Source organism: Anaerobutyricum hallii (assembly GCF_900209925.1).
Classification (GTDB): domain Bacteria; phylum Bacillota; class Clostridia; order Lachnospirales; family Lachnospiraceae; genus Anaerobutyricum; species Anaerobutyricum soehngenii.
Window position 1 is genome coordinate 3,105,976 of the sequence record NZ_LT907978.1, and the last position, 20,723, is coordinate 3,126,698.

General features: G+C 35.8%; 13 protein-coding genes and 1 riboswitch. Of the genes, 7 read left to right on the forward strand and 6 right to left on the reverse strand.

Features of this window, described 5'->3' with window-relative positions:
• Positions 1-8: 8 nt before the first annotated feature.
• Entirely contained in the window at positions 9-875 is an 867-nt protein-coding gene (locus tag EHLA_RS14085) for an acyltransferase (protein ID WP_096241247.1), read from the forward strand.
• Between the two features lie 42 nt (positions 876-917).
• Here the strand turns inward: EHLA_RS14085 and EHLA_RS14090 are convergent, their stop codons facing one another.
• Entirely contained in the window at positions 918-2,426 is a 1,509-nt protein-coding gene (locus EHLA_RS14090; RefSeq protein WP_096241248.1) for a DUF6056 family protein, read from the reverse strand.
• Position 2,427: 1 nt separating this feature from the next.
• A complete protein-coding gene (locus EHLA_RS14095; protein ID WP_096241249.1) occupies positions 2,428-3,957 on the reverse strand; it encodes an Ig-like domain-containing protein in 1,530 nt (509 codons plus the stop codon).
• A gap of 233 nt (positions 3,958-4,190) precedes the next feature.
• On the opposite strand from EHLA_RS14095, the gene EHLA_RS14100 reads away from it, so the two are divergent.
• The 6 genes from EHLA_RS14100 (at position 4,191) to pflA (ending at position 14,297) form a co-directional block, all read left to right on the forward strand.
• Positions 4,191-7,016: a bifunctional glycosyltransferase/CDP-glycerol:glycerophosphate glycerophosphotransferase gene (locus tag EHLA_RS14100; protein WP_096241250.1), complete on the forward strand. Its 2,826-nt coding sequence runs from the start codon at positions 4,191-4,193 to the stop codon at positions 7,014-7,016.
• Between the two features lies 1 nt (position 7,017).
• Positions 7,018-8,070 carry a hypothetical protein gene (locus EHLA_RS14105; protein WP_096241251.1) on the forward strand — a complete coding sequence of 351 codons (1,053 nt, stop codon included), beginning with the start codon at positions 7,018-7,020 and terminating at the stop codon, positions 8,068-8,070.
• Positions 8,071-8,285: 215 nt separating this feature from the next.
• On the forward strand, positions 8,286-9,047 hold the full coding sequence (locus tag EHLA_RS14110; protein WP_242970734.1) for a threonine/serine exporter family protein: 762 nt from the start codon (positions 8,286-8,288) through the stop codon (positions 9,045-9,047).
• Positions 9,044-9,478, forward strand: coding sequence for a threonine/serine exporter family protein (locus EHLA_RS14115; protein ID WP_157908604.1), 435 nt, complete (start codon positions 9,044-9,046; stop codon positions 9,476-9,478). Before EHLA_RS14110 ends, EHLA_RS14115 begins: the two co-directional genes overlap by 4 nt.
• A gap of 792 nt (positions 9,479-10,270) precedes the next feature.
• Positions 10,271-10,356: riboswitch (ZMP/ZTP riboswitch) on the forward strand.
• Positions 10,357-10,958: 602 nt separating this feature from the next.
• Positions 10,959-13,211, forward strand: coding sequence for a formate C-acetyltransferase (pflB, locus tag EHLA_RS14125; protein WP_096241254.1), 2,253 nt, complete (start codon positions 10,959-10,961; stop codon positions 13,209-13,211).
• 339 nt (positions 13,212-13,550) lie between these two features.
• Positions 13,551-14,297, forward strand: coding sequence for a pyruvate formate-lyase-activating protein (pflA, locus tag EHLA_RS14130; RefSeq protein ID WP_096241255.1), 747 nt, complete (start codon positions 13,551-13,553; stop codon positions 14,295-14,297).
• Between the two features lie 711 nt (positions 14,298-15,008).
• Here the strand turns inward: pflA and EHLA_RS14135 are convergent.
• From EHLA_RS14135 to EHLA_RS14150, 4 genes are all read right to left on the reverse strand, one after another.
• Entirely contained in the window at positions 15,009-16,598 is a 1,590-nt protein-coding gene (locus EHLA_RS14135) for a peptide chain release factor 3 (RefSeq protein ID WP_096241256.1), read from the reverse strand.
• A gap of 214 nt (positions 16,599-16,812) precedes the next feature.
• The gene (locus EHLA_RS14140) at positions 16,813-17,997 is read right to left on the reverse strand and encodes a sugar transporter (protein ID WP_096241257.1); all 1,185 of its coding nucleotides are present in this window, start codon (positions 17,995-17,997) and stop codon (positions 16,813-16,815) included.
• 204 nt (positions 17,998-18,201) lie between these two features.
• Positions 18,202-18,924 (reverse strand): hypothetical protein, encoded by a 723-nt coding sequence (locus tag EHLA_RS14145; RefSeq protein ID WP_123864871.1) that lies wholly within the window; start codon positions 18,922-18,924, stop codon positions 18,202-18,204.
• A 367-nt stretch (positions 18,925-19,291) separates the two neighbouring features.
• On the reverse strand, positions 19,292-20,722 hold the full coding sequence (locus tag EHLA_RS14150; RefSeq protein ID WP_096241259.1) for a diguanylate cyclase domain-containing protein: 1,431 nt from the start codon (positions 20,720-20,722) through the stop codon (positions 19,292-19,294).
• Between the last annotated feature and the right edge of the window lies 1 nt (position 20,723).

The window sequence follows — 20,723 nt, forward strand, 5'->3', positions numbered from 1 at the left end:
GAGGAATTATGTTAAAAATTACTGACCCAAGCTTACTAAATGATCTTCCTCAAAATAACCGCTTCATTGGCACATTACCTACACTAGATAACTCTTCTATTATTTTTAATGGAAAAAATAATATTCTGTACTGTGATGAGCATGTACATCTCACAAATTCTATTTTGACATTTAATGGAAATAATTCTGTTATCTATCTATGCCGAAATAAGCATTTATACAAATTAGATGTTGTTACTTATAATAATTCTGCTTTTTATGTAGGTCAAAATAATTATTTTAATGGAAAACTTTCTGCCATTCTCTCGGAACAGAAACATATCTTCATTGGAGATGATGGATTATTCTCCTTTGGTATTTGGATGCGTATTGCTGATCCTCATTTAATTTATCATACAGATAGCAAAAAACGTATAAATCCTACAAAAAGCATTTATCTTGGTGATCATGTCTGGATAGGGCAATCTGCCATGATTTTAAAAGGAACACAAATACATTCTGGAAGTATTATTGGTGCATTAAGTGTTGTCAGTGGAAAAGAAATACCCTCTAACACTTCATGGGCTGGTAATCCATCTAGAAAAATTGCCGAGAATATCTTTTGGACTGATAAATGTGTCCATTCTTGGATTGATAATCAGACCGCTGAAAATAATGTCTGCAAAACCGATGCCTATACATATCACTATGATCCTAAAGAATTTATTGCATTTTCACAAATCGATCAAAAACTTACAGATGCTTCTAATTCTGAAGAGCGATATGCTTATTTAACTACCTTTACAACACACAAAGCTAAAAATCGCTTTACTGCGGAAAATCAAAAAAAATCTTCTACAAAATCTTTTTGTAAATTATCAAAACTATTTAAATAAAAATAAGGTCACCACACGAAGATCAATGCGGTGACCTTATTTTTATTTACTATATACCCAAACAGAGTTCAGCGTAACATTCTGTGGAATGTCATAAAACAATTTATATCTTTTCTCCCATATTTCCCCTTTATTTGGTGTGGGAGTCCATATATAAGATTCATATGGAAGATGTAATATTTCAATCTTTTTTTCACCGGCTGACACTTTATCCCTTATGTAAGAGATTCTTTGGTGGTCTGCTCGATATACTGATGCAAAGATACACAAATAAAATACCATTCCTACCCCAACAATCGTTACTGCTACACGCTTAAGAATCTTCTCATTTATTACTATTATAAAATTATCTGCCACAATTCTACATAATTCTTCTGCAAACAGAACAAATAATACGTAGGATGGAAAGAAACAGCGGCTTCCAATTGGATTTACAGCAAATAATGGAGCTGCCATACAAAGTACACTACATGCAACAAATAAAATTCTCCAAAAATTTGTATAATGAATTGCCATAATTAAAGCAAAAATAATTAATGATATACCCGCTGCCACTGTTGCGCTTCCCTCAATAACAATTAATAAAGTTTGTTTTGTCACTGTACCAAGACCAATATAAGAAAAAAGGCTCCATGCATTATAACAAGTCATTATTCCTAAGCAAACTGCTAACACTTTACCTAATTTATTTTTACTTTCTACACTCTGCTTTTTATAATTCACATAGATAACATAGCATACACACAGAATAAATAAGTTTAAAACAATATTATTCATAAAATATTCTTTATAAATAACATCAAAATAATTCTTTAATGCCTGTGATATAATTCCGCCTTTTGCCACACTACGATAACCATCTGCATTGCTAGAAATCGAATGATATACTGAATTAGAGAACATATATGCTGTTCCACAAATAGTGCCTGCAAAGTAACATACATGCTGAATCAATACTTTATGATATCGGAATAGCACATATATAATTATGGCTATCCCCAGCACTACGTTATAAAGAGTGACATTTTCCACAATTAATGTATTAATCATTCCCAACGCAACCAGCGGAATACACGGTAATATTCTTTGGCGCAGCTTATTTCGATTTGGTTTTTCATCAAATATCCAATAAATATAAACAATATAAATCAGCGTAAAAAAGATCGAGGTCACATAATTAGAAAATCCTGCTGTCCATACCACTGCCTGTCTCAAAACTGCCTTGGGTAAACATATTAATAAAACAATACTTACATAAAAAGACCATCTTTCTTTAATTAGTCTTTCCAGTAAAAGTATAATTCCAGTTATAGCAACAGCCATTGCTAGTGATTTCAACAGATTAGAACGAGTCAATGCCAGAACAATCAAATTTCCAACATATCTTCCACTGTAATTATCAAACCATGTATGCAGTCTATCCAGTCCAATCTGACTTCCCCATGCCCAGTCATCACCTGTATAGGGGAACAGCCAGCTCAATGCAAACATCGTTACAAAACATATTGCATATTTAGCTATATCTTTAAAATTTATTCCTTTTGTATTCATATTACTTCCAATCCTCTGCTAATACCCAGTTTTCATAAGGTATCATATGTCCAAATGCTTCTATTGCTCCTTTTGCTGTTGGCTGGTATTCATTAACCAATCTTTCTTTTATTTGAAGGTTTTCCTCACTGATTTTATTGCCCGGAATTTGTTCCCCTTTTTTATAATAATGACCAAAGTAATACAGCTTCGATTTACCTTTAAGGCTTTTTTGAAATACTTTTGTAACCATATCGCTTACCATTTGGTGATGTAACTTCCCATATTCACCATCTGGATTATGTGTAATAACTTCATCCCATTTCTTATAATTTAATAAAAGTTCTATATCCTCCTGCATCGCATTTTTACACGTAGAATATAAGTCCATTTCATATGCATATTGACCATTTGTAACCCAATCTTTTCTTATATCTGGATAATCTAAAATAATATGTGGGTCACCTGTCTGGTTCATTACCCTTTCAAAATCAGAACTTCTTTTTTTATACCAGCCATTTGACATACAGACTACCAGATAATCCGAATCAATCAAATGGGATCCTCCCCACAAAGTTTCATCGTCCGGATGTGCAACAATCATAAGCTTTGTTACATTCGTAAGATTTAACTTATCAAGACTTTGTTTTGTAAGATAACCTTTACTTTTTGTAATCTTCAATTGATATGTTGCTCTATACTTTCCATCAACACTAGTTGCTCTTACTTCTACGTATTCCGTTGGACGAAGAGCTGTAAGCACCCCCCTGTTTGTATCAATTGATACTTTTGTTTTATCACTCGAGGAATAAATAATCTTTTTATTTGTTGCATTCCATGGTTCTATCTGTGCATTTAATTTAATCTTTTCTCCAACTTCCATAGACGTTATTTTGGACTTCCACCAAATTCCTGTCACTGGAATATGCTGTTCTTTAATCTTTAATTTAATCTTTGATGTTTTCTTCGTAAAAGGTTCTTTTGCTCTGATAGTGACAACTCCTGCTTTCTTAGCCTGTACAACACCTTTTTCAGATACTGTTGCAATATTTTTATTACTGGATATCCATTTTACGTCTTTATAAGTTGTATTTGCAGGAATTCTTTTCAAACGCAGCTTTACAGACTCTCCTTCTAATAGCTTTTTCTTTTTGGAAATTATCTTAATTTTTTTTAATCCTTTGGATTTTTTCACCTGAACAGTGTATGAAGTATGAATATTACTTTTTTCTTCTATTGCAGTTATTCTGGTAGTTCCTGTTTTTCTTGCAGTTATTTTTCCTTTTGTAGAAATTTTTGCAACAGAAGGATTACTTGACTTCCAGATTATATTCTTAGAAATTTTTTTCTTATTCGTTTTTACTTTTAAGGTATACCATGTATTTGTATACAAAACTTTTTTCTTATTTACTATTTTTATTGTTTTTATTTCTGATAAATCCTTTCTTTTATCTACTTTTGCATTTGCAGATACTGTCTCTCCTAAAAACAACATACATAATGTAACTATTATTACAGTAAACTTTATAAATTTTTTTTCTTTAAATAGCATATTTCCCTCTCTTTCTAAAAGTCGCTTTACATATATTATCACTAAATATATCGTTTATCAACGTAAAAAAACATCTCTTAACTTACGATATTCCAAACATATTATTACTAAATTTCTCCACAATATTGTCATAATATAATAAATAGTATATAATAAAAAAATATATTCATGTTTTGTAAATATATATTTTTTACAATTACACAACCACTTATTAGGAAAAAGGATGAATAGATATGAAAAAAATATCAGTTATTATTGCTGCATATAATGCAGAAGAATACCTGTCTGAAACAATGGACAGCATTTTTTTACAGACAATGGATAATTCCGAATATGAAGTTATCGTAATTAATGACGGTTCTTCTGACAATACCTTGTCTATATTGAATTCTTATAAAAAGAATTACCCTAATTTAATTATTATTGATAAAGAAAATGGCGGTCCTTCTTCCGCAAGAAATGCAGGACTAGATATTGCACAGGGAGAATATGTCTTCTTTTTTGATGCGGACGATCTTCTAGAACCCGAGGCTTTATCCACTATGTATGATACGATTTCTGAAAAACATTCTGATTTATTAATCGGAAAATACGATATTTTTAACCGACATACAACTATAGAAATCCATAATCTCGATAATTTAATTGAATTAGAAGAAATTGATAAGTATAACACCGATATTTTATGGACTTTCTCTCTGTCTAATAAACTTTTCAGAAGAAGTCTTATCGAAAAACATCATCTTCGCTTACCACCAATTTCTTACTCAGAAGATGGCGCTTTTCTTACTCAGTTTTTATATCGCTGCTCAAAAATTGTTGGATTGGATTATATTATCTTCCATTATCGAAGATATGATGATATGGATTCTATTACGGCCTCTATCTCACCAAGTAAAATCAAAGATTACATTACTGCTCATCAGATGATTCTTCATTCTGCAGAAGAAAGCTTTTTAAGGGATTATCCTGAGTACAGTTCTATTGATGATGCACGAGAACAGAATCCAGATATTCATAACTACTTGAATACAATTATTCAAAAGCAGCTACAGATTATGCTGAACCAGTTTTATATTCAGTTCTGGTCCTTAGATTCAAACACAATTCAGTTACTTGTGGATGAAATAAATAACAAATTAAAGATTCTGGATATGAAAGTAATTTCTACCCTCAGTCTCTCTTTCCCAGAATTTTCTTTATATGATATTAAGTCATCTAAAGAGGACGTTCTTAAAAACGCATTTTTTACTGCAGTACTCTATGGTGATAAAACAAATAAAGACAACTTTATGAAGTCTTTAGATTCACTAATAAAACAGAATCTCATATTTATGAAAATAGTTGTACCTGTTTCTATGAAAGCTGATATCGAAAAAGAAGGGTTGTTACAAGATAATCTTTTCTTTGAAGATAGTAATTCTAAAAAAGAATTATTTGCTACTGCTTTGAATAATGCTCAGACACCATATATTACTTTTTGTGATGCTGAAATCACTTATGCCGTTGGTTCTTTCCGCCTGGCTTATCGGCAGCTTATGAAGCAGCAGTATGATTTCATCAGTGAGGGAATTTATCATAAAGAATATGATAATCCACAGCCATTGCTTTTCAGTAAAATCGCCTCTACATCTTTAAAAAATGGAATGAAATATAATTTTTCCCTCTTTATGGATGCTACATTAGCTAACAAATTCTTCTGTGTTGATTTTGTAAGAAGTCTCCATTTAGATTTTAGCGAAGAGCTTCCAGAATTGATAAAATTATGTTATACAAAAGGCAGTTACGCATACCGCTTAGATGGTTTGCTTCTTTACAATAATAAAAAAGAAACTTTTATTGATTACATTGCAACAGATAAAACTCTATCTTTTATTAAAGAATACTTAAAAGATAAAACAATTACATTAAATAGCGCTGAAATACTCTACTCTCCGGCAGAATCTGGCATGAAATTCCGTCTTCTCTCTGATGAGACGGAAGAAGAACAAGCATGGAATAAAAAGGCAGCTTCTTTCCAGAAAAAGCCACTGAAAAATCAGGTTTTATTTGTTTCTCCCCGTGCAGATGGGCATCTTGAAGGAAATGCAAAGGCTCTATATCCCTTTATCAAAGGTAAAAAGACAATCTGTGCAAAACGTTTACCACATAATCCTCAAACAGCCCTTGAAATGACTGAGGAAATCCTTACCAGTAAGGTAATCGTAACAGATGACTATGTAAAATATTTAAGATATTTCCCTTTACGCCCGGAACAGCGAGTTATTCAGCTATGGCATGCTTGCGGTGCATTTAAAAAGTTTGGACAGCGCGGAACAAATCTTTCTTTACCTGAAGACAGAGCCACACATGCACAGTATAATCTTGTATGTGTAAGTGGAGAAAATTTACGTTCTATCTATGCGGATGCATTTGATGTAAATTATAATAAAGTAAAAGCATTAGGCTGCCCACGAACAGATGATTACTTTAACAAACATCTGATTACTAAAACAAAACGAAAAATCTATTTCCGGCATCCTAGTTTGATTGGAAAATCTGTTCTTGTTTATGCGCCTACTTTCCGAGATGTTGGATGTGATAGAAGTGAATTCCATCCTGAACTTGATTTTGATCGTCTTTCAAAAGATTTACTTCCTAATCAAGTACTTTTAATCTGCCCACATCCGGTAATGAAGAACGATATTCTTCCAAAAAAATACAAAAACATACGCGTAATGAGAGATTTTTCAACAAATGATTATATGCTTATTTCAGATATGCTAATCACTGATTATTCTTCTGTTATATTTGAATATGCACTACTTCGTAAACCTATCGCATTCTTCTGCTATGATCTGCCAACCTATGACCGAGGATTTTATCTTAATTATCCAGAAGATCTGCCTGGAGATGTATATACAAATCAAGAAGAACTGACAGACTATTTAACACATCCTGAAAAACATATTCTTACAAATAAGATGAATTCTTTTGTTGAAAAATATATGTCTGCCTGCGATGGACATAGTTGTGAAAGAATTGCAAACCTGATTAATTCATACATGGAGGGAAAGTAAAATGAGTAAAAAAACTATTTCATTTGTAAGTACCCGTGGACGTGGACTAAACACTGATCTGCAGCTTGTAAAAGACAATCTCATGACTGCTCTTCCAGAAGTGGAATTTGAATACTATCTCAACAAAACAGCAACAAAGATTCCTCTAATCAATACTAAAATGGAAGATGCACGCCGAACTTTTTGTACTGAAGCCCAAAATATCATTTGTATGGATCCTTCTATTCCAATCAAAATACCTAGTGCTTCCGAAAGAGAGCGCCGTTTGCTCTTAGCAACACCTTTTGATTATCAATTTAATATTTTTATGAAATACCATGATAATCCTGACCAACCAAAGAAACAGACATTCATACGCTGTACACATGTAATGCCCGGCTCTCCATTTACAGCTAAACTTTTCCACTCTTTTTATGAATGGGAAGATAATGTTACCTTTTTAGATGATATTCCTCTACCTATTTCCTGGGATATTCTTCAAGAAGAGAAAAGAACTACTGTAAAAAAACAATTGGAATTCTATTTTCCGCAAGCAAAAGGTAAAAAAATACTATCCATACTTTTAGTTGGACAAAAACCCGAACCCGAAGATGGTTCAGAACCTGTAAACCTTTTTGATAATTTTAACCTAAAAAAAATCATGGATTATATAGACGATGACTGGTTTGTAATTACAAATAACTGGGATCTTGTAGAACTATCCTACCAGTTACCATACCAATATTCTTCTAAATTTGGTTATATTAAAAATAAAATTTCGCTTAATGATATGATGTACCTTTCCGATATGTTGATTACAAACAGCAGCAAACATGCCGGAAACTTCTCAATCACCAAAAAGCCTATTTATTATTTGGAATATCTTCCAAAAATATTTGGTAATTTTATAAAGAAATTTTATCCATCTATGTATTTGAAAGACCTGGAGCAATTACTGACACTTGACTTTAGTAACACTGAATTATCACCTGAACAGAAAAACTTCTGCCAAGAATTTTCTTATGACCCAACAGAAAATCCATTAGAAACAATTGAAAAGCTTTTCAAATACTAAATCTACAATTGGTGGGAATGAAGATTTTCCAGAAAGATATGACTTTCCAGAAAATCAAATTTCAAGAAACTGATATTTATATAAGGAATTCCGTTTTTCCTGTTGACTTCCTCTGCTGTTTTCTTATGGTGAAATAGTTCTCTGATTAAAAAGATTCCAATAGTACTTTAAATTTGTGATATACTATATCATATTTTGTTGAAAGGAGAATTTCATTGAGCTCACCGAATGCTATTTTACATGAATTATTAAATCTGGCTGAAATTATGCTGACCAATGGCGCCGAAGTCAGTCGTGTGGAGGAAACGCTTAATCGAATGGGACATGCCTACGGTGCCAGTCAGATGAATGTTTTTGCAATTACATCAAGTATTGTTGTTACAATGGTATTTCCTGAGGGAGAAGAATATACACAAACTCGCAGGATTACCACCCCTGCCGGCACAGATTTTTTTAAATTAGAACAGGCAAATGCATTAAGCAGACAATGCTGTGCCGCCCCCCTTTCTTTAACAGATTTGAAAGATGAAATAAACAAAATTTCAAAAATAAAACCTGCACCTTATACTATTTATCTGGGAAGTATGCTTGGTGCCGGCGGGTTCTCTGTCTTTTTCGGTGGAACGATCTTAGATGGGGCTATTGCTGTTATCTTTGCTTTTCTCCTTTGTTTTTTACAAAGGCATTTAAATTCTATATGCAGTAATACCTTTATTCTTCAATTTTTCTGTTCCCTCTTTATCGGTACCGGCATTTGTATTACTGCCTTCTTTTTTCCGGTAATTCATGTAGATAAAGTTATGATCGGAGATATTATGCTGTTGATTCCCGGTATTCTTATGACCAATTCTATACGGGATATTTTAATCGGAGATACGATTTCCGGTATAATGCGACTCGTAGAATCTCTTCTATGGGCTGGCGCTCTTGCCTGTGGATTCATGTGCGCTATCTGGTTTGTGGGAGGTGTATTATGATACTTCAGTTCTTTGCGGCTTTTATCGGAGCTGCCGGATTCGGATTCCTGTTTCATTTGCAGTTTAGACACATTTTTCCTGCAGCTTTAGGTGGCGTACTGACTTGGGTTATTTATGTTATTGCTAATACCTGGGGGTTCGATATTTTTATTTCCTCACTATTTGCAAGCGCCTTTGCTGCGATTTACTCCGAAGTCATTGCAAAAATAAGAAAAGCTCCCACCACACTTTTTCTTATCATCTCTGTTGTTGTTTTGATTCCCGGCGGTTCTCTCTACTACACGATGAGCTATGCTGTTCAAAGGCAATGGCAGTATGCCGCAATATATGGTTCTAAAACCGTCCAATGTGCATTAGGACTTGCCATCGGAATGAGTCTCATATGGATATTCCACGATATGGCAAGAAGGGTTTACTCTTTAATTCATTAGGGGAAAACAAACGAAAAAAGAAATAATGCCATATCCCATCTGCTCTGTAGTCGCTGTGTTTAAGATGCTCATCCGCATCTTAAACGTGCTCCGAAGCCGCATCTGGGATATGGCATTATTTCTTTTTTCTGTGTTTTGGCTCCAGAAGGAATGAATGCAATAGTCTTTGGGAAAGAAATGGGGAAGGGGACAGAAGGTTGTGGCTTATTCTGATATTGTCAATGATGATACAATGATATCACCAACTATCATTGTGTACTATAAATATAAAGGCGATTTCTTTAATATTCTGGAAAATGACAATCTCTTTCATTTTTACTACTCATTAAAGAGAGAAAATAGACTTCTGACTATATATCCTTCCGAGCAAGCAGTAGACTTCTGATTTCTCCCCCTCTTTCTCTCCTCCAAAGACTATTGCATTCATTCCTTCTGGAGCCAAAACACAGAAAATAAAAAATAATAGACTATAACAAATGTAATGTGGAAACAGATTAATAAAATTCCCTGACAGAGATACCTTCCGAGCAAGCAGTAAACTTCTGATTTCTCCCCCTCTTTCTCTCCTCCAAAGACTATTCCATTCATTCCTTCTGGAGCCAAAACACAGAAAATAAAAAGAATAGACGATAACAAATGTAATGTGAGAGCAAGTAAAAATGCCGAACAGGCATTTTCTACGCAGCGATATCTTTACATTTGTTATCGTCTATTCTTTTTATTTTCGTCTGTTTTCCCCAAATGAATTAAATAGTTACCCCTTGACATTTGATTGGCTTTTGGTTATAGTTAGGTTACTTATACGACTGACGGAAGTAAGTGGAATGAACCACATGAAGTATGAGATTCTTATTTAGCCGACCGTCTGGGCAATTCTTGTCTGGATATCGGCTTTTTTTATCTCAGTCGAGAAGACTCCCACCTCTTTTAGGTGGTGAGTGACAGCAAATTTGTCTCAGTGGGAGTCCAATCTCCGACTGAGATAAACGCTCCGCGAGGATGCGCAGTGATTCTGTAAAGAATATGTCAGCTTACGCTGACCAGAATCACGCGCCAAGTCTCGCGGCGGCTCGACTTGAATTTACTCTGACAGGATGAATATTCTATCCGATATCCCCGAGAAGAAATAACTTTAAATCATAATTAAGCCAGGTGAAATTTTTGATATTTTCTTGTTGATATTGTATCAATATCCGTATATTTGTACGATTTGATATTTTTTTATCAACAGCTTAAATCCCTTGATTTTAAGGGCTCTAAGAACATTTTTAGTGTATATGTTCAGAAAAAAGAACACATAATATCAAAAATTTGTTTGACGATTATCAAAAATCATGCTAATAATGTTGTTAGATGATTATAACTTGAATAAGTTTAGACTAATTATTTAAGAAATCATCTGACACTTTTTTGATTTTTTAGCAAACATATTTCAAAGCCTTGACTTAAGAATTTTTTACAAACAGGGAGGTCAACTAAGATGTTACAAAAAGAACAATGGCAGGGATTTAACGGACGTATCTGGAGAGAAGAAGTTAATTTAAGAGAGTTTATCCAGGATAACTACACTCCATATGATGGAGATGCTTCTTTCCTGGAGGGACCTACAGAAGCTACAAATACGCTGTGGGACGAACTGCAGAAATTGCAGAAGGCTGAGCGTGACAAAGGTGGCGTTCTTGATATGGATACCGAGATTGTATCAAGCCTTACTTCACACAAACCAGGCTATATTTCTGAAGCTTTAAAAGAAAAAGAACAGATCGTAGGTCTTCAGACAGATAAACCTTTAAAACGTGCCTTTATGCCATTTGGTGGTATCCGTACTGCGGAAGAAGCCTGTACAACTTATGGTTACACACCAAATCCAGAACTGCATAAAATTTTTACAGATTATCATAAAACACATAATCAGGCAGTATTTGATTCTTATACACCTGAGATGAAGAAAGCTCGTCACAACAAAATCATTACCGGTCTTCCAGATACGTACGGACGTGGACGTATCGTTGGCGATTACCGTCGTGTTGCTCTTTATGGTATTGATTTATTAGTTGAAGACAAGCAAAAAGATTTCGCAAACTGTGGCGATGGAACGATGACAGATGATGTAATCCGCTTAAGAGAAGAAATCTCCATGCAGATTAAAGCATTAAAAGATATGAAAGTTATGGCAGAAAGCTATGGTTATGATATTTCTGAGCCTGCTTCTAATGCAAAAGAAGCTGTTCAGTGGACATACTTTGGTTATCTTGCAGCAATTAAAACACAGAACGGTGCTGCTATGAGTATCGGACGTATCGCTACTTTCCTTGATATTTATATCAAACGTGATATGGATAAGGGCATCCTTACAGAGAAAGAAGCACAGGAATTAATTGACCATATGACTATGAAGTTCCGTATGGTTAAGTTTGGACGTATCCCATCCTACAATCAGCTCTTCTCTGGCGATCCTGTATGGGCTACACTTGAAGTCGGTGGTCTTGGTCAGGATGGTCGTTCTATGGTTACAAAGACAGACTACCGTTTCCTTCATACATTAGAAAATATGGGACCTGCTCCAGAACCAAACCTCACTGTACTTTACTCTGAGCGTCTTCCAAAAGCATTCAGAAATTATGCCGCTCATATTTCTATTACAACAAGTTCTATCCAGTATGAAAATGATGATGTAATGCGTCCGGTATGGGGCGATGATTACTCCATCTGCTGCTGTGTTTCTGCTACACAGACTGGTAAGGAAATGCAGTTCTTCGGCGCCCGCGCTAACCTTGCCAAATGTCTTCTTTACGCAATCAATGGTGGTGTGGATGAAAAGACCGGCCAGCAGGTTGGACCGGAATATAAACCAATTACTTCCGAATATCTTGTTTATGATGAAGTAATGCATAAATACGATATCATGATGGACTGGTTAGCAGGTTTGTATGTAAATACATTGAATCTCATCCAGTACATGCATGACAAATATTACTATGAATATGCACTAATGGCCTTAATCGATACAAATGTACGTCGTACTTTTGCTACCGGTATTGCAGGATTCTCACATGTAGTAGACTCCTTAAGTGCGATCAAATATGCCAAAGTAAAAACGGTCCGCAATGAAGAAGGTCTTGTTGTTGATTATGAGACAACTGGCGATTTCCCTAAATACGGAAATGATGATGACCGCGCAGATGATATCGCTGTATGGTTACTTCAGACATTCATGAAGAAACTGGAGAAATTCCATACTTATCGCGATTCTGAACCTACAACATCCATCCTTACCATTACTTCTAACGTAGTATATGGTAAAGCAACCGGTTCCCTTCCAGATGGAAGAAAAGCCGGAGAACCACTTGCTCCAGGCGCAAACCCAAGTTATGGTGCAGAACAAAACGGTCTCTTAGCCTCCTTAAACTCTGTAGCAAAACTTCCTTACGAATGGGCATTAGATGGTATTTCCAATACACAGACAATCAACCCCGATGCACTTGGACATTCCGAAGAAGAACGTATTGGTAACTTAGTAAATGTTATGGATGGCTACTTCTCACAGGGAGCCCACCACTTAAATGTAAACGTATTTGGTGTTGAGAAACTGATTGATGCCATGGAACATCCGGAAAAAGAAGAATACGCAAACTTCACAATTCGTGTTTCCGGCTATGCTGTTAAATTCATCTCACTGACAAAAGAACAGCAGTTAGATGTCATTTCCAGAACATGCCACGATAGAATGTAGTAAAAATAATTTATACCGAAAGCAGGATGTTGTGCTTGAAAGGTGCATAGCCTAGTTAGCTCCTATCCTGATGAAGAAAAAAGAGAGACTTTTATGCACCGTACTGAACATTCCATTTTGCCCGATAAAACAGCCGCTTCGAAGAAAGTAGTTCGAAGCAGCTACGGTCAAAATTCCATAGTACGGAATGATAAAAGTATTCTCTTTTTTCTTCATTAGGATATTTTAATATTTGATATGCACCTGTCCATGTGCTGCTACCTGCTTTCTCCTTGATAATTTATTTTTACACTGTAATAGAAATAGAAATTATAATGAAAATATTATGAGGTGTTATTTATGAGTGATAAAAATGCGATGGCTCTTGTTCATTCTACGGAGAGTTTTGGTTCTGTCGATGGGCCGGGAGTTCGTTTTATTATTTTTTTACAGGGTTGTCCTTTGCGTTGCCAATTCTGCCACAATCCAGATACATGGAAGATGACAGAGGAAACCGGAGCTGTCTGGAAAAGTGCAGATGAACTGTTAAATCAGGCTCTCCGTTATCGTCCTTACTGGAAAAATGGTGGTGGTATTACTGTAAGTGGCGGTGAACCTTTATTACAGATTGATTTTTTGTTAGAATTTTTTAAAAAGGCAAAAGAAAAAGGAATCCACACCGTTATTGATACAGCCGGAGGACCATTTACAAGAGAGGAACCTTTCTTTTCTAAATTTCAGGAACTGATGAAATACACTGACTTGTTACTAGTAGATATCAAACACATCAATACCGAATGCCACAAAGTTTTAACTGGCCGCAGTAACGAAAATATTCTTGATATGATTCGCTATCTTTCCGATATTAAAAAAACGATTTGGATTCGCCATGTCCTTGTACCAGAACGAAGCGACAAAGATGAATATTTAACGAGATTAGCCGATTTCATTCACTCTCTTAATAACGTAGAAAAGGTGGAAATCCTACCTTATCATACGATGGGTATTTATAAATGGAAAGAACTTGGACTAGATTATCCTTTAGAAGGAATTGAACCACCAACAAAAGAACGAGTGGAGAACGCAAAGAAAATTCTTGCTATTTAATTCATTAGGGAATAGACGAAAATAAAAATAATAGACCATTGCAAATATAAAGATATCACTGCGTAGAAAATGCCTTTTCGGCATTTTTACTTGCTCTCACATTATATTTGCAATGGTCTATTATTTTTATTTTCTGTTTGTTGGCTCCACGTGAATGAATTCAATAGTTTTTGGGAGAAATTAAGGGGGAGAGGTCATAAGTCTACTGCTTGTTCGGAAGACATCTTTGTCATGGAATTTTATTTACCTGTTCTCACATTACATTTGCAATGGTTTATTCTTTTTATTTTCTGTTTGTTGGCTCCAGAAGGAATGAATACAATAGTTTTTTGGGGATAAGGAGGAGAGGTCAGAAGTCTACTACTTGCTCGAAAGGTATATCATCCAGAAGAAAAAGATGATATATTGCCACAATATAGTAGTGAATTTATCGTATACAATGATAGCCGGCGATATCATCTTATCAGCATGCCAGCATCAGAATAAGCCACAACCTTCTGTCCCCTTCCCCATCTCTCTCCAAAGACTATTGCATTCATTCCTTCTGGAGCCAAAACACAGAAAAAAGAAATACTTCCATATCCCAGATGCGGCTTCGGAGCGTGTCTAAGATGCAAATAAGCATCTTAAACACAGCGACTACAGAGCAGATGGGATATGGCAGTATTTCTTTTTTCGTTTGTTTTCTTCTTAATGAATCAAATAGTTATTTTATGCTTTTCCGAATTCAGAGAGTACTAGTCCTTCGTTTCTTTCTAAGGTCATTCCCACACTCCAGCTATTAATAAACAGTAACAGTGGGCGTCCCTTTAAGTCCTTAATCTTCTTCATATCCGATGTTCCGCGAAGGTTTTCAAGGTCAATCTCTGTGTTTTCAATCCAGCGGATATATTCATATGGAAGTTTTTCAAGGCGGATTTCTACATTGTATTCATGCTGCAGACGATAATTTAATACATCAAACTGCAGTGTTCCTACTACACCTACGATAACTTCTTCCATTCCAGTATTAAATTCCTGGAAAATCTGGATGGCACCTTCCTGTGCAATTTCATTGATTCCCTTAATGAACTGTTTACGCTTCATTGTGTTTACCTGGCGCACTCTTGCAAAATGTTCCGGTGCAAAGGTTGGGATTCCTTCATAGGCAAACTTCTTCGGTGAAGTTGTGATGGTATCTCCGATAGAGAAAATGCCTGGGTCAAAGATTCCGATAATGTCTCCGGCATAGGCTTTATCAATCATCTTTCTCTCACTTGCCATCATCTGCTGCGGCTGGGAAAGACGTACCTTTTTGTCTCCCTGTACATGGAAAGCATCCATTCCTGCTTCGAATTCTCCGGAACAGATTCTCATAAAAGCGATTCGGTCACGGTGAGCTTTATTCATATTTGCCTGAATCTTAAATACAAATGCAGAAAAATCTTTTTCCTCAATTGGGTCGATTGTTCCCTGATCAGAAGTTCTTGGCAGTGGGGAGGAAGTCATTTTCAGGAAGTAATTTAAGAAATTCTCTACGCCAAAGTTCATGAGGGCAGAACCAAAGAATACTGGAGAGAGTTCTCCGGCATCAACTAATTCCTGATCAAATTCTGCACTGGCCCCATCTAAAAGCTCAATTTCTTCCTCTAATACTTCTCTTGCTTCGTCTGTAACATAGTTACTGATTTCCGGGTCATCGAGGGCGATTTCTTTCATCGTTCCCATCTTTGTACCCTTCATTGTGTCTTCAAATAAATCGATTTTCTGGCTTTTTCTGTCGTAAACGCCTGCGAACTGTTTACCGGAACCGATTGGCCAGTTTACCGGACAAGTTGGGATTCCAAGTTCTTTTTCGATTTCATCTAAGAGGTCAAAAATATCTCTTGCCTCACGATCCATTTTATTAATAAAAGTAAATACCGGAATATGGCGCATGGCACAAACTTTAAAAAGCTTTCTTGTCTGTGCCTCCACACCTTTCGATGCATCGATTACCATAACAGCGGAATCGGCTGCCATTAATGTACGATACGTATCTTCAGAGAAATCCTGATGTCCCGGTGTATCCAAAATATTGATGCAGCATCCGCCATACTCAAACTGTAATACGGAAGAAGTTACGGAAATACCTCTTTCTTTCTCAATATCCATCCAGTCAGATACCGCATGTTTTGCGGTTGCTTTTCCCTTAACGGAACCAGCCTGGTTGATCGCTCCTCCATATAAAAGGAATTTCTCTGTTAATGTGGTCTTACCGGCATCCGGATGCGAAATAATCGCAAAGGTACGTCGTTTTTTTATTTCATCTATTCTACTCATGTTGTTCTCCTTACATTTTTTCAACAGATTTTATCACCTGCACTACAGTAATTACCTGTAGCTTTTATAGTCAAACAGTACCTATTATCGTATAAAATCGTCATTTTCGCAAGTACATCTTTTATTTTTGTTACATATTTCAGATTACGTCCTTTTACTTCTCATAAATTTTCTATCTTAAGAAAAAAAGCGAGTATAAATACCCGCTTTAAAATCAATCTGCCCTATCAAATTCCTTCATATATTTTATCACAACAAATATGCATATCACCGCTGCCACTACCGCTATCACGCCACCAATCATTCCGATATAGGAAATGGACAGATGTGTGCAGATACTTCCTCCAATCCATGTTCCGCTTCCGATTCCAAGATTATAGATTCCTGAATAGATTGCCATTGCTACAGAAGAAGCCGCTACCGGTGCATAAGTAATAATTTCTGACTGAAAGGTTACATTAAATGCCATAACAGCCATACCCCAAAATGCACATAATAAAACAACCGCCATATGTGCTTTTGATACCGGATACAATAAAAGTAAGGCTGCTGCTACACTGATCATGACCAGTCTTATAAAAAGATATTTATTCTTGTCATAGTAATGAGAAAATAAAAAACTTCCCAAAAGACCTGCTGCCCCGAATATAGTAAGTGTTGTCGTAACCCAGTTAGCAGAAAGACCTGCCACCTTCTGTAAGAACGGTTCAATATAACTGTATCCCGTATAATACGATGTGGCAAATAAAAATGTGACAAGAAAAATTCCCATCAATGTTTTATTTTTCAATATTTCCGGCATTTGCTTAATAGAGAATGACTCGCCTCCCGGCACCTTTGGGAATACAAAAATCATATATGCTGTTGTGATAAATGCAATTACTCCCACACAGAAAAATGCCATATTCCAGCCCATATGAAGTCCTATAACCCTTCCTAACGGAAGTCCAAGAATCATCGCAATTGAGGTTCCAGTTACTACCATACTAAGTGCAAGTGAGCGAAACTTTTCTGATACAACACTGACTGCCGCCGGTGATGCAATCGACCAGAATACAGAATGCGTACACGCTACACCGATACGTGATACCATTAACATTCCATACGAAGCAGAAAAAGCGGACAGCATCTGGAAGATTCCAAAGAGTGCAATTGTTCCTAACAAAAGTCTTTTAAAATCAATTTTATTCAACAAAAGCATCAACGGCAGAGACAGTAACATAACAATCCATGAATATACTGTGATCAGTACCCCTGCATGTGCTTCTGTAATATGAAAGCTGTCAGCAATATCTGTCAACAAACCAATCGGCATAAACTCTGATGTGTTAAATATAAATGCAGAAACAGTAATCCCGAAAAGCGGAAGCCATTCCTTAAGTGACATTTTACTTCGCATAATTCTTAATCCTTTCTACAATACAAATTGTTGTGCGAAAGCAGACAAAAACCAGAAACTTTATATAAAGTTTCTGGTTTTCTATTTTAAGACACCCATCCATAGTAAACGCACAGGAGACTGATACAGGATTCTTATCAGTATAAACTGACCAATTCGTCTAAGAATCACTGTACATTCTCACAAAACGTTTATTATTTATTATTATTTATTCTGTAATGCCTTTGTTACTAATGCAGCAATCTCATCTACCTTCCATGCTGGCTGAGTAGATGCAGAAATCTTATTGCCTCTCTCCCAGATTCCCTGAGCAGATGCAGATTCTTTTGGTTTATACTCCTCACTGTCATCTTTCCATGCTGGCTGTGTAGAGCTTGATACTGTTGTTGGCTTTGGTAATGGTTTGTTATAGAATTCCAGATTCTCTGTTAATTCTTTTCTTACTAAAGCTGCGATTGCATCCAGGTTCCATACTTTCTTTGTCTCAGAAGAAAGTCCACCTGGTGTATCTGTTGTATCCCATGCTCCCTGCGTTCCTGCTGCTGGTTTACGAGGAGCTTCTTCCTCTTTCTTCCATGCTGGCTGTGTAGAACTTGAGATTGTTGTTGGCGCCGGAATTGGTTTATTAGAGAATGCAACCTTTACATTATTAGACTCTAATGCTTTTGTTACAAGTGCTGCGATTTCCTGCACGTTCCACTTTTCCTTTGCTAAGGAAGAAACACCGCCAGGTGTATTCGTGCTGTCCCATGCTCCCTGTGTTGCTGCGGAAGCTTTTGGCGCTAAATCTTTAGACCATGATGCAGAAGTTGCTGTAGAAGCTTTTGTTGGCTTTGGACGGGCAACGTTAGAAAATGCCAGCTGATTCTCTTTAAGAATCTCCATTACCTGACTATGAATCAGCTCCTGTCTCTTGTTATCTATCATGTCTTTTCTACCCCTTTCCCAATATGTATACTTTGGTTTTCTGGTTATAATAAACTGTAACTGTTCAGAATAGCCACGTACCTCGCAAATAAAATTCTGCAAGTTGTTTCTGAATAGTCATATTTTCTTTATTATAACACTAATCTAATACCAATTTAAATAGAAGATATATGAAAATTGCTGTCCTTTTACTGAAATATATTGACTCTTCACACAATAAATTTCCTGATATATGTTCCGACACAATGATAAGCCTTTCCTTGTTATTTCCTCTTCCCAATGATAGAACCAAATTAAAAATTTAAAACTGAAAATACTTCCGGACTACTCTACGATTATACTTCCGGAGCTTCCCCCGGTCTTCTATCTAATCCAAATCAAGATATATTATTGCATGATTTCCCAAGATTTTCTTACTTTCATACATTGCTGCATCTGCCTCATGATATAATTTATCAAAGGTTGCCCTATCATCATCTAAACATAAGGAAGCCCCGAGACTTACATTAACTTTCTCTCCCTGCATTTCCGGTATGAAAATCTTATCTATCTGTATAAATAAACGTTTGAAGAATGATTCTGATTGTTCTTTATCTGATATTCCCGGAAGATACATCGCAAATTCATCCCCTCCGAGTCTCATAACAATATCATTCTCACGACAGGCTCTCTGAAGTGCCGATGCAAGCTGGATTAAAACAGTATCTCCTACTGTATGTCCATATGTGTCATTAATTTTTTTAAATTTATCACAATCTAGAAGACATAAAAGACCGCCTTTCTTTTTCTCAAGAAATTCCTTAATCTTTCTCTCTCCGCTTCCTCGGTTATTAATTCCTGTCATGGAGTCCGTTTCTGAAAGATACAGTAGCTTTTTCTCACGGCGTTTCTGTTCATCAATAACCTCCACACAGTAAAGAACGTGCCACGGACGACCTTTTTCATCGCTGTCTACCTTGATAAAACGCTCCCTACACCATCCGGAAACTGTACCTATAAATTCATGAACGATTGTGTTTGTTTCCATTAATCGTCTATCTAATGTTGATAAGTCCACAAACTCCAGTACGCTTGATAAATACATTTCTGTACAGAAGTATTTCATAACTGTATATATTCTTTTTGAAAAATTCTCCTGATCAAGTTCTTCACATTCTTTTTCTACATGTTTTGCATTTTTTATCTCCTCATACTTTCCTGTTTTTATATTAATTAAATGCATACATAAATAAATCTCAGAAAGTGCTGAGTAGCTGCTCATACTTGCGTTATATTGCTCTTTTTGAAATGTATTTCTTATTTTTAAAAAGGATATAAGCATCGTACCAATCATATCCAAAAACAGGGTCAAAGCAGTATAATCTCCTTCTGGTGGATTATCCACACCGAAAAATCCCCGTATCTGTCCCTTGTGACGTAACGGACTGACAACTACATTATGTACCTTCTGATAACATAGCATATTATAAGATACCTGATGCACTCCCTTTAGTTCCTCAACATCAGAAATAATTACACTTTTTCCTTCATTAAAGCTATCATACCACCAGTCAATAACTTCCATGTTTACGCCCTGAAGATCATCAATCTGTGGTTGGACTCCTTCGGCACACCATTCATATGTATTATTTGTAACATGACTTTCTACGTCATCTTCAAAAATATAAATTCTGTCAGCTCCGATGTGTTTTCCAAAAAAACTGATAAATTCATTAATTTGTCCCTCGGGAGTATCGTATTCAAGTACTGAACGCAGTGCTTCATTGATAATTGTCTCGTATCTCTTAATTGACTTCATA

Bases quoted from the DNA above. Each gene is read 5' to 3' on its own strand.
- pflA (WP_096241255.1), top strand. From the start codon at position 13,551: ATGAGTGATAAAAATGCGATGGCTCTTGTTCATTCTACGGAGAGTTTT.
- EHLA_RS14140 (WP_096241257.1), bottom strand. From the start codon at position 17,997: ATGCGAAGTAAAATGTCACTTAAGGAATGGCTTCCGCTTTTCGGGATT.
- EHLA_RS14105 (WP_096241251.1), top strand. From the start codon at position 7,018: ATGAGTAAAAAAACTATTTCATTTGTAAGTACCCGTGGACGTGGACTA.
- EHLA_RS14150 (WP_096241259.1), bottom strand. From the start codon at position 20,722: ATGAAGTCAATTAAGAGATACGAGACAATTATCAATGAAGCACTGCGT.
- EHLA_RS14095 (WP_096241249.1), bottom strand. From the start codon at position 3,957: ATGCTATTTAAAGAAAAAAAATTTATAAAGTTTACTGTAATAATAGTT.
- EHLA_RS14135 (WP_096241256.1), bottom strand. From the start codon at position 16,598: ATGAGTAGAATAGATGAAATAAAAAAACGACGTACCTTTGCGATTATT.
- EHLA_RS14145 (WP_123864871.1), bottom strand. From the start codon at position 18,924: ATGATAGATAACAAGAGACAGGAGCTGATTCATAGTCAGGTAATGGAG.
- pflB (WP_096241254.1), top strand. From the start codon at position 10,959: ATGTTACAAAAAGAACAATGGCAGGGATTTAACGGACGTATCTGGAGA.
- EHLA_RS14100 (WP_096241250.1), top strand. From the start codon at position 4,191: ATGAAAAAAATATCAGTTATTATTGCTGCATATAATGCAGAAGAATAC.
- EHLA_RS14115 (WP_157908604.1), top strand. From the start codon at position 9,044: ATGATACTTCAGTTCTTTGCGGCTTTTATCGGAGCTGCCGGATTCGGA.
- EHLA_RS14090 (WP_096241248.1), bottom strand. From the start codon at position 2,426: ATGAATACAAAAGGAATAAATTTTAAAGATATAGCTAAATATGCAATA.
- EHLA_RS14085 (WP_096241247.1), top strand. From the start codon at position 9: ATGTTAAAAATTACTGACCCAAGCTTACTAAATGATCTTCCTCAAAAT.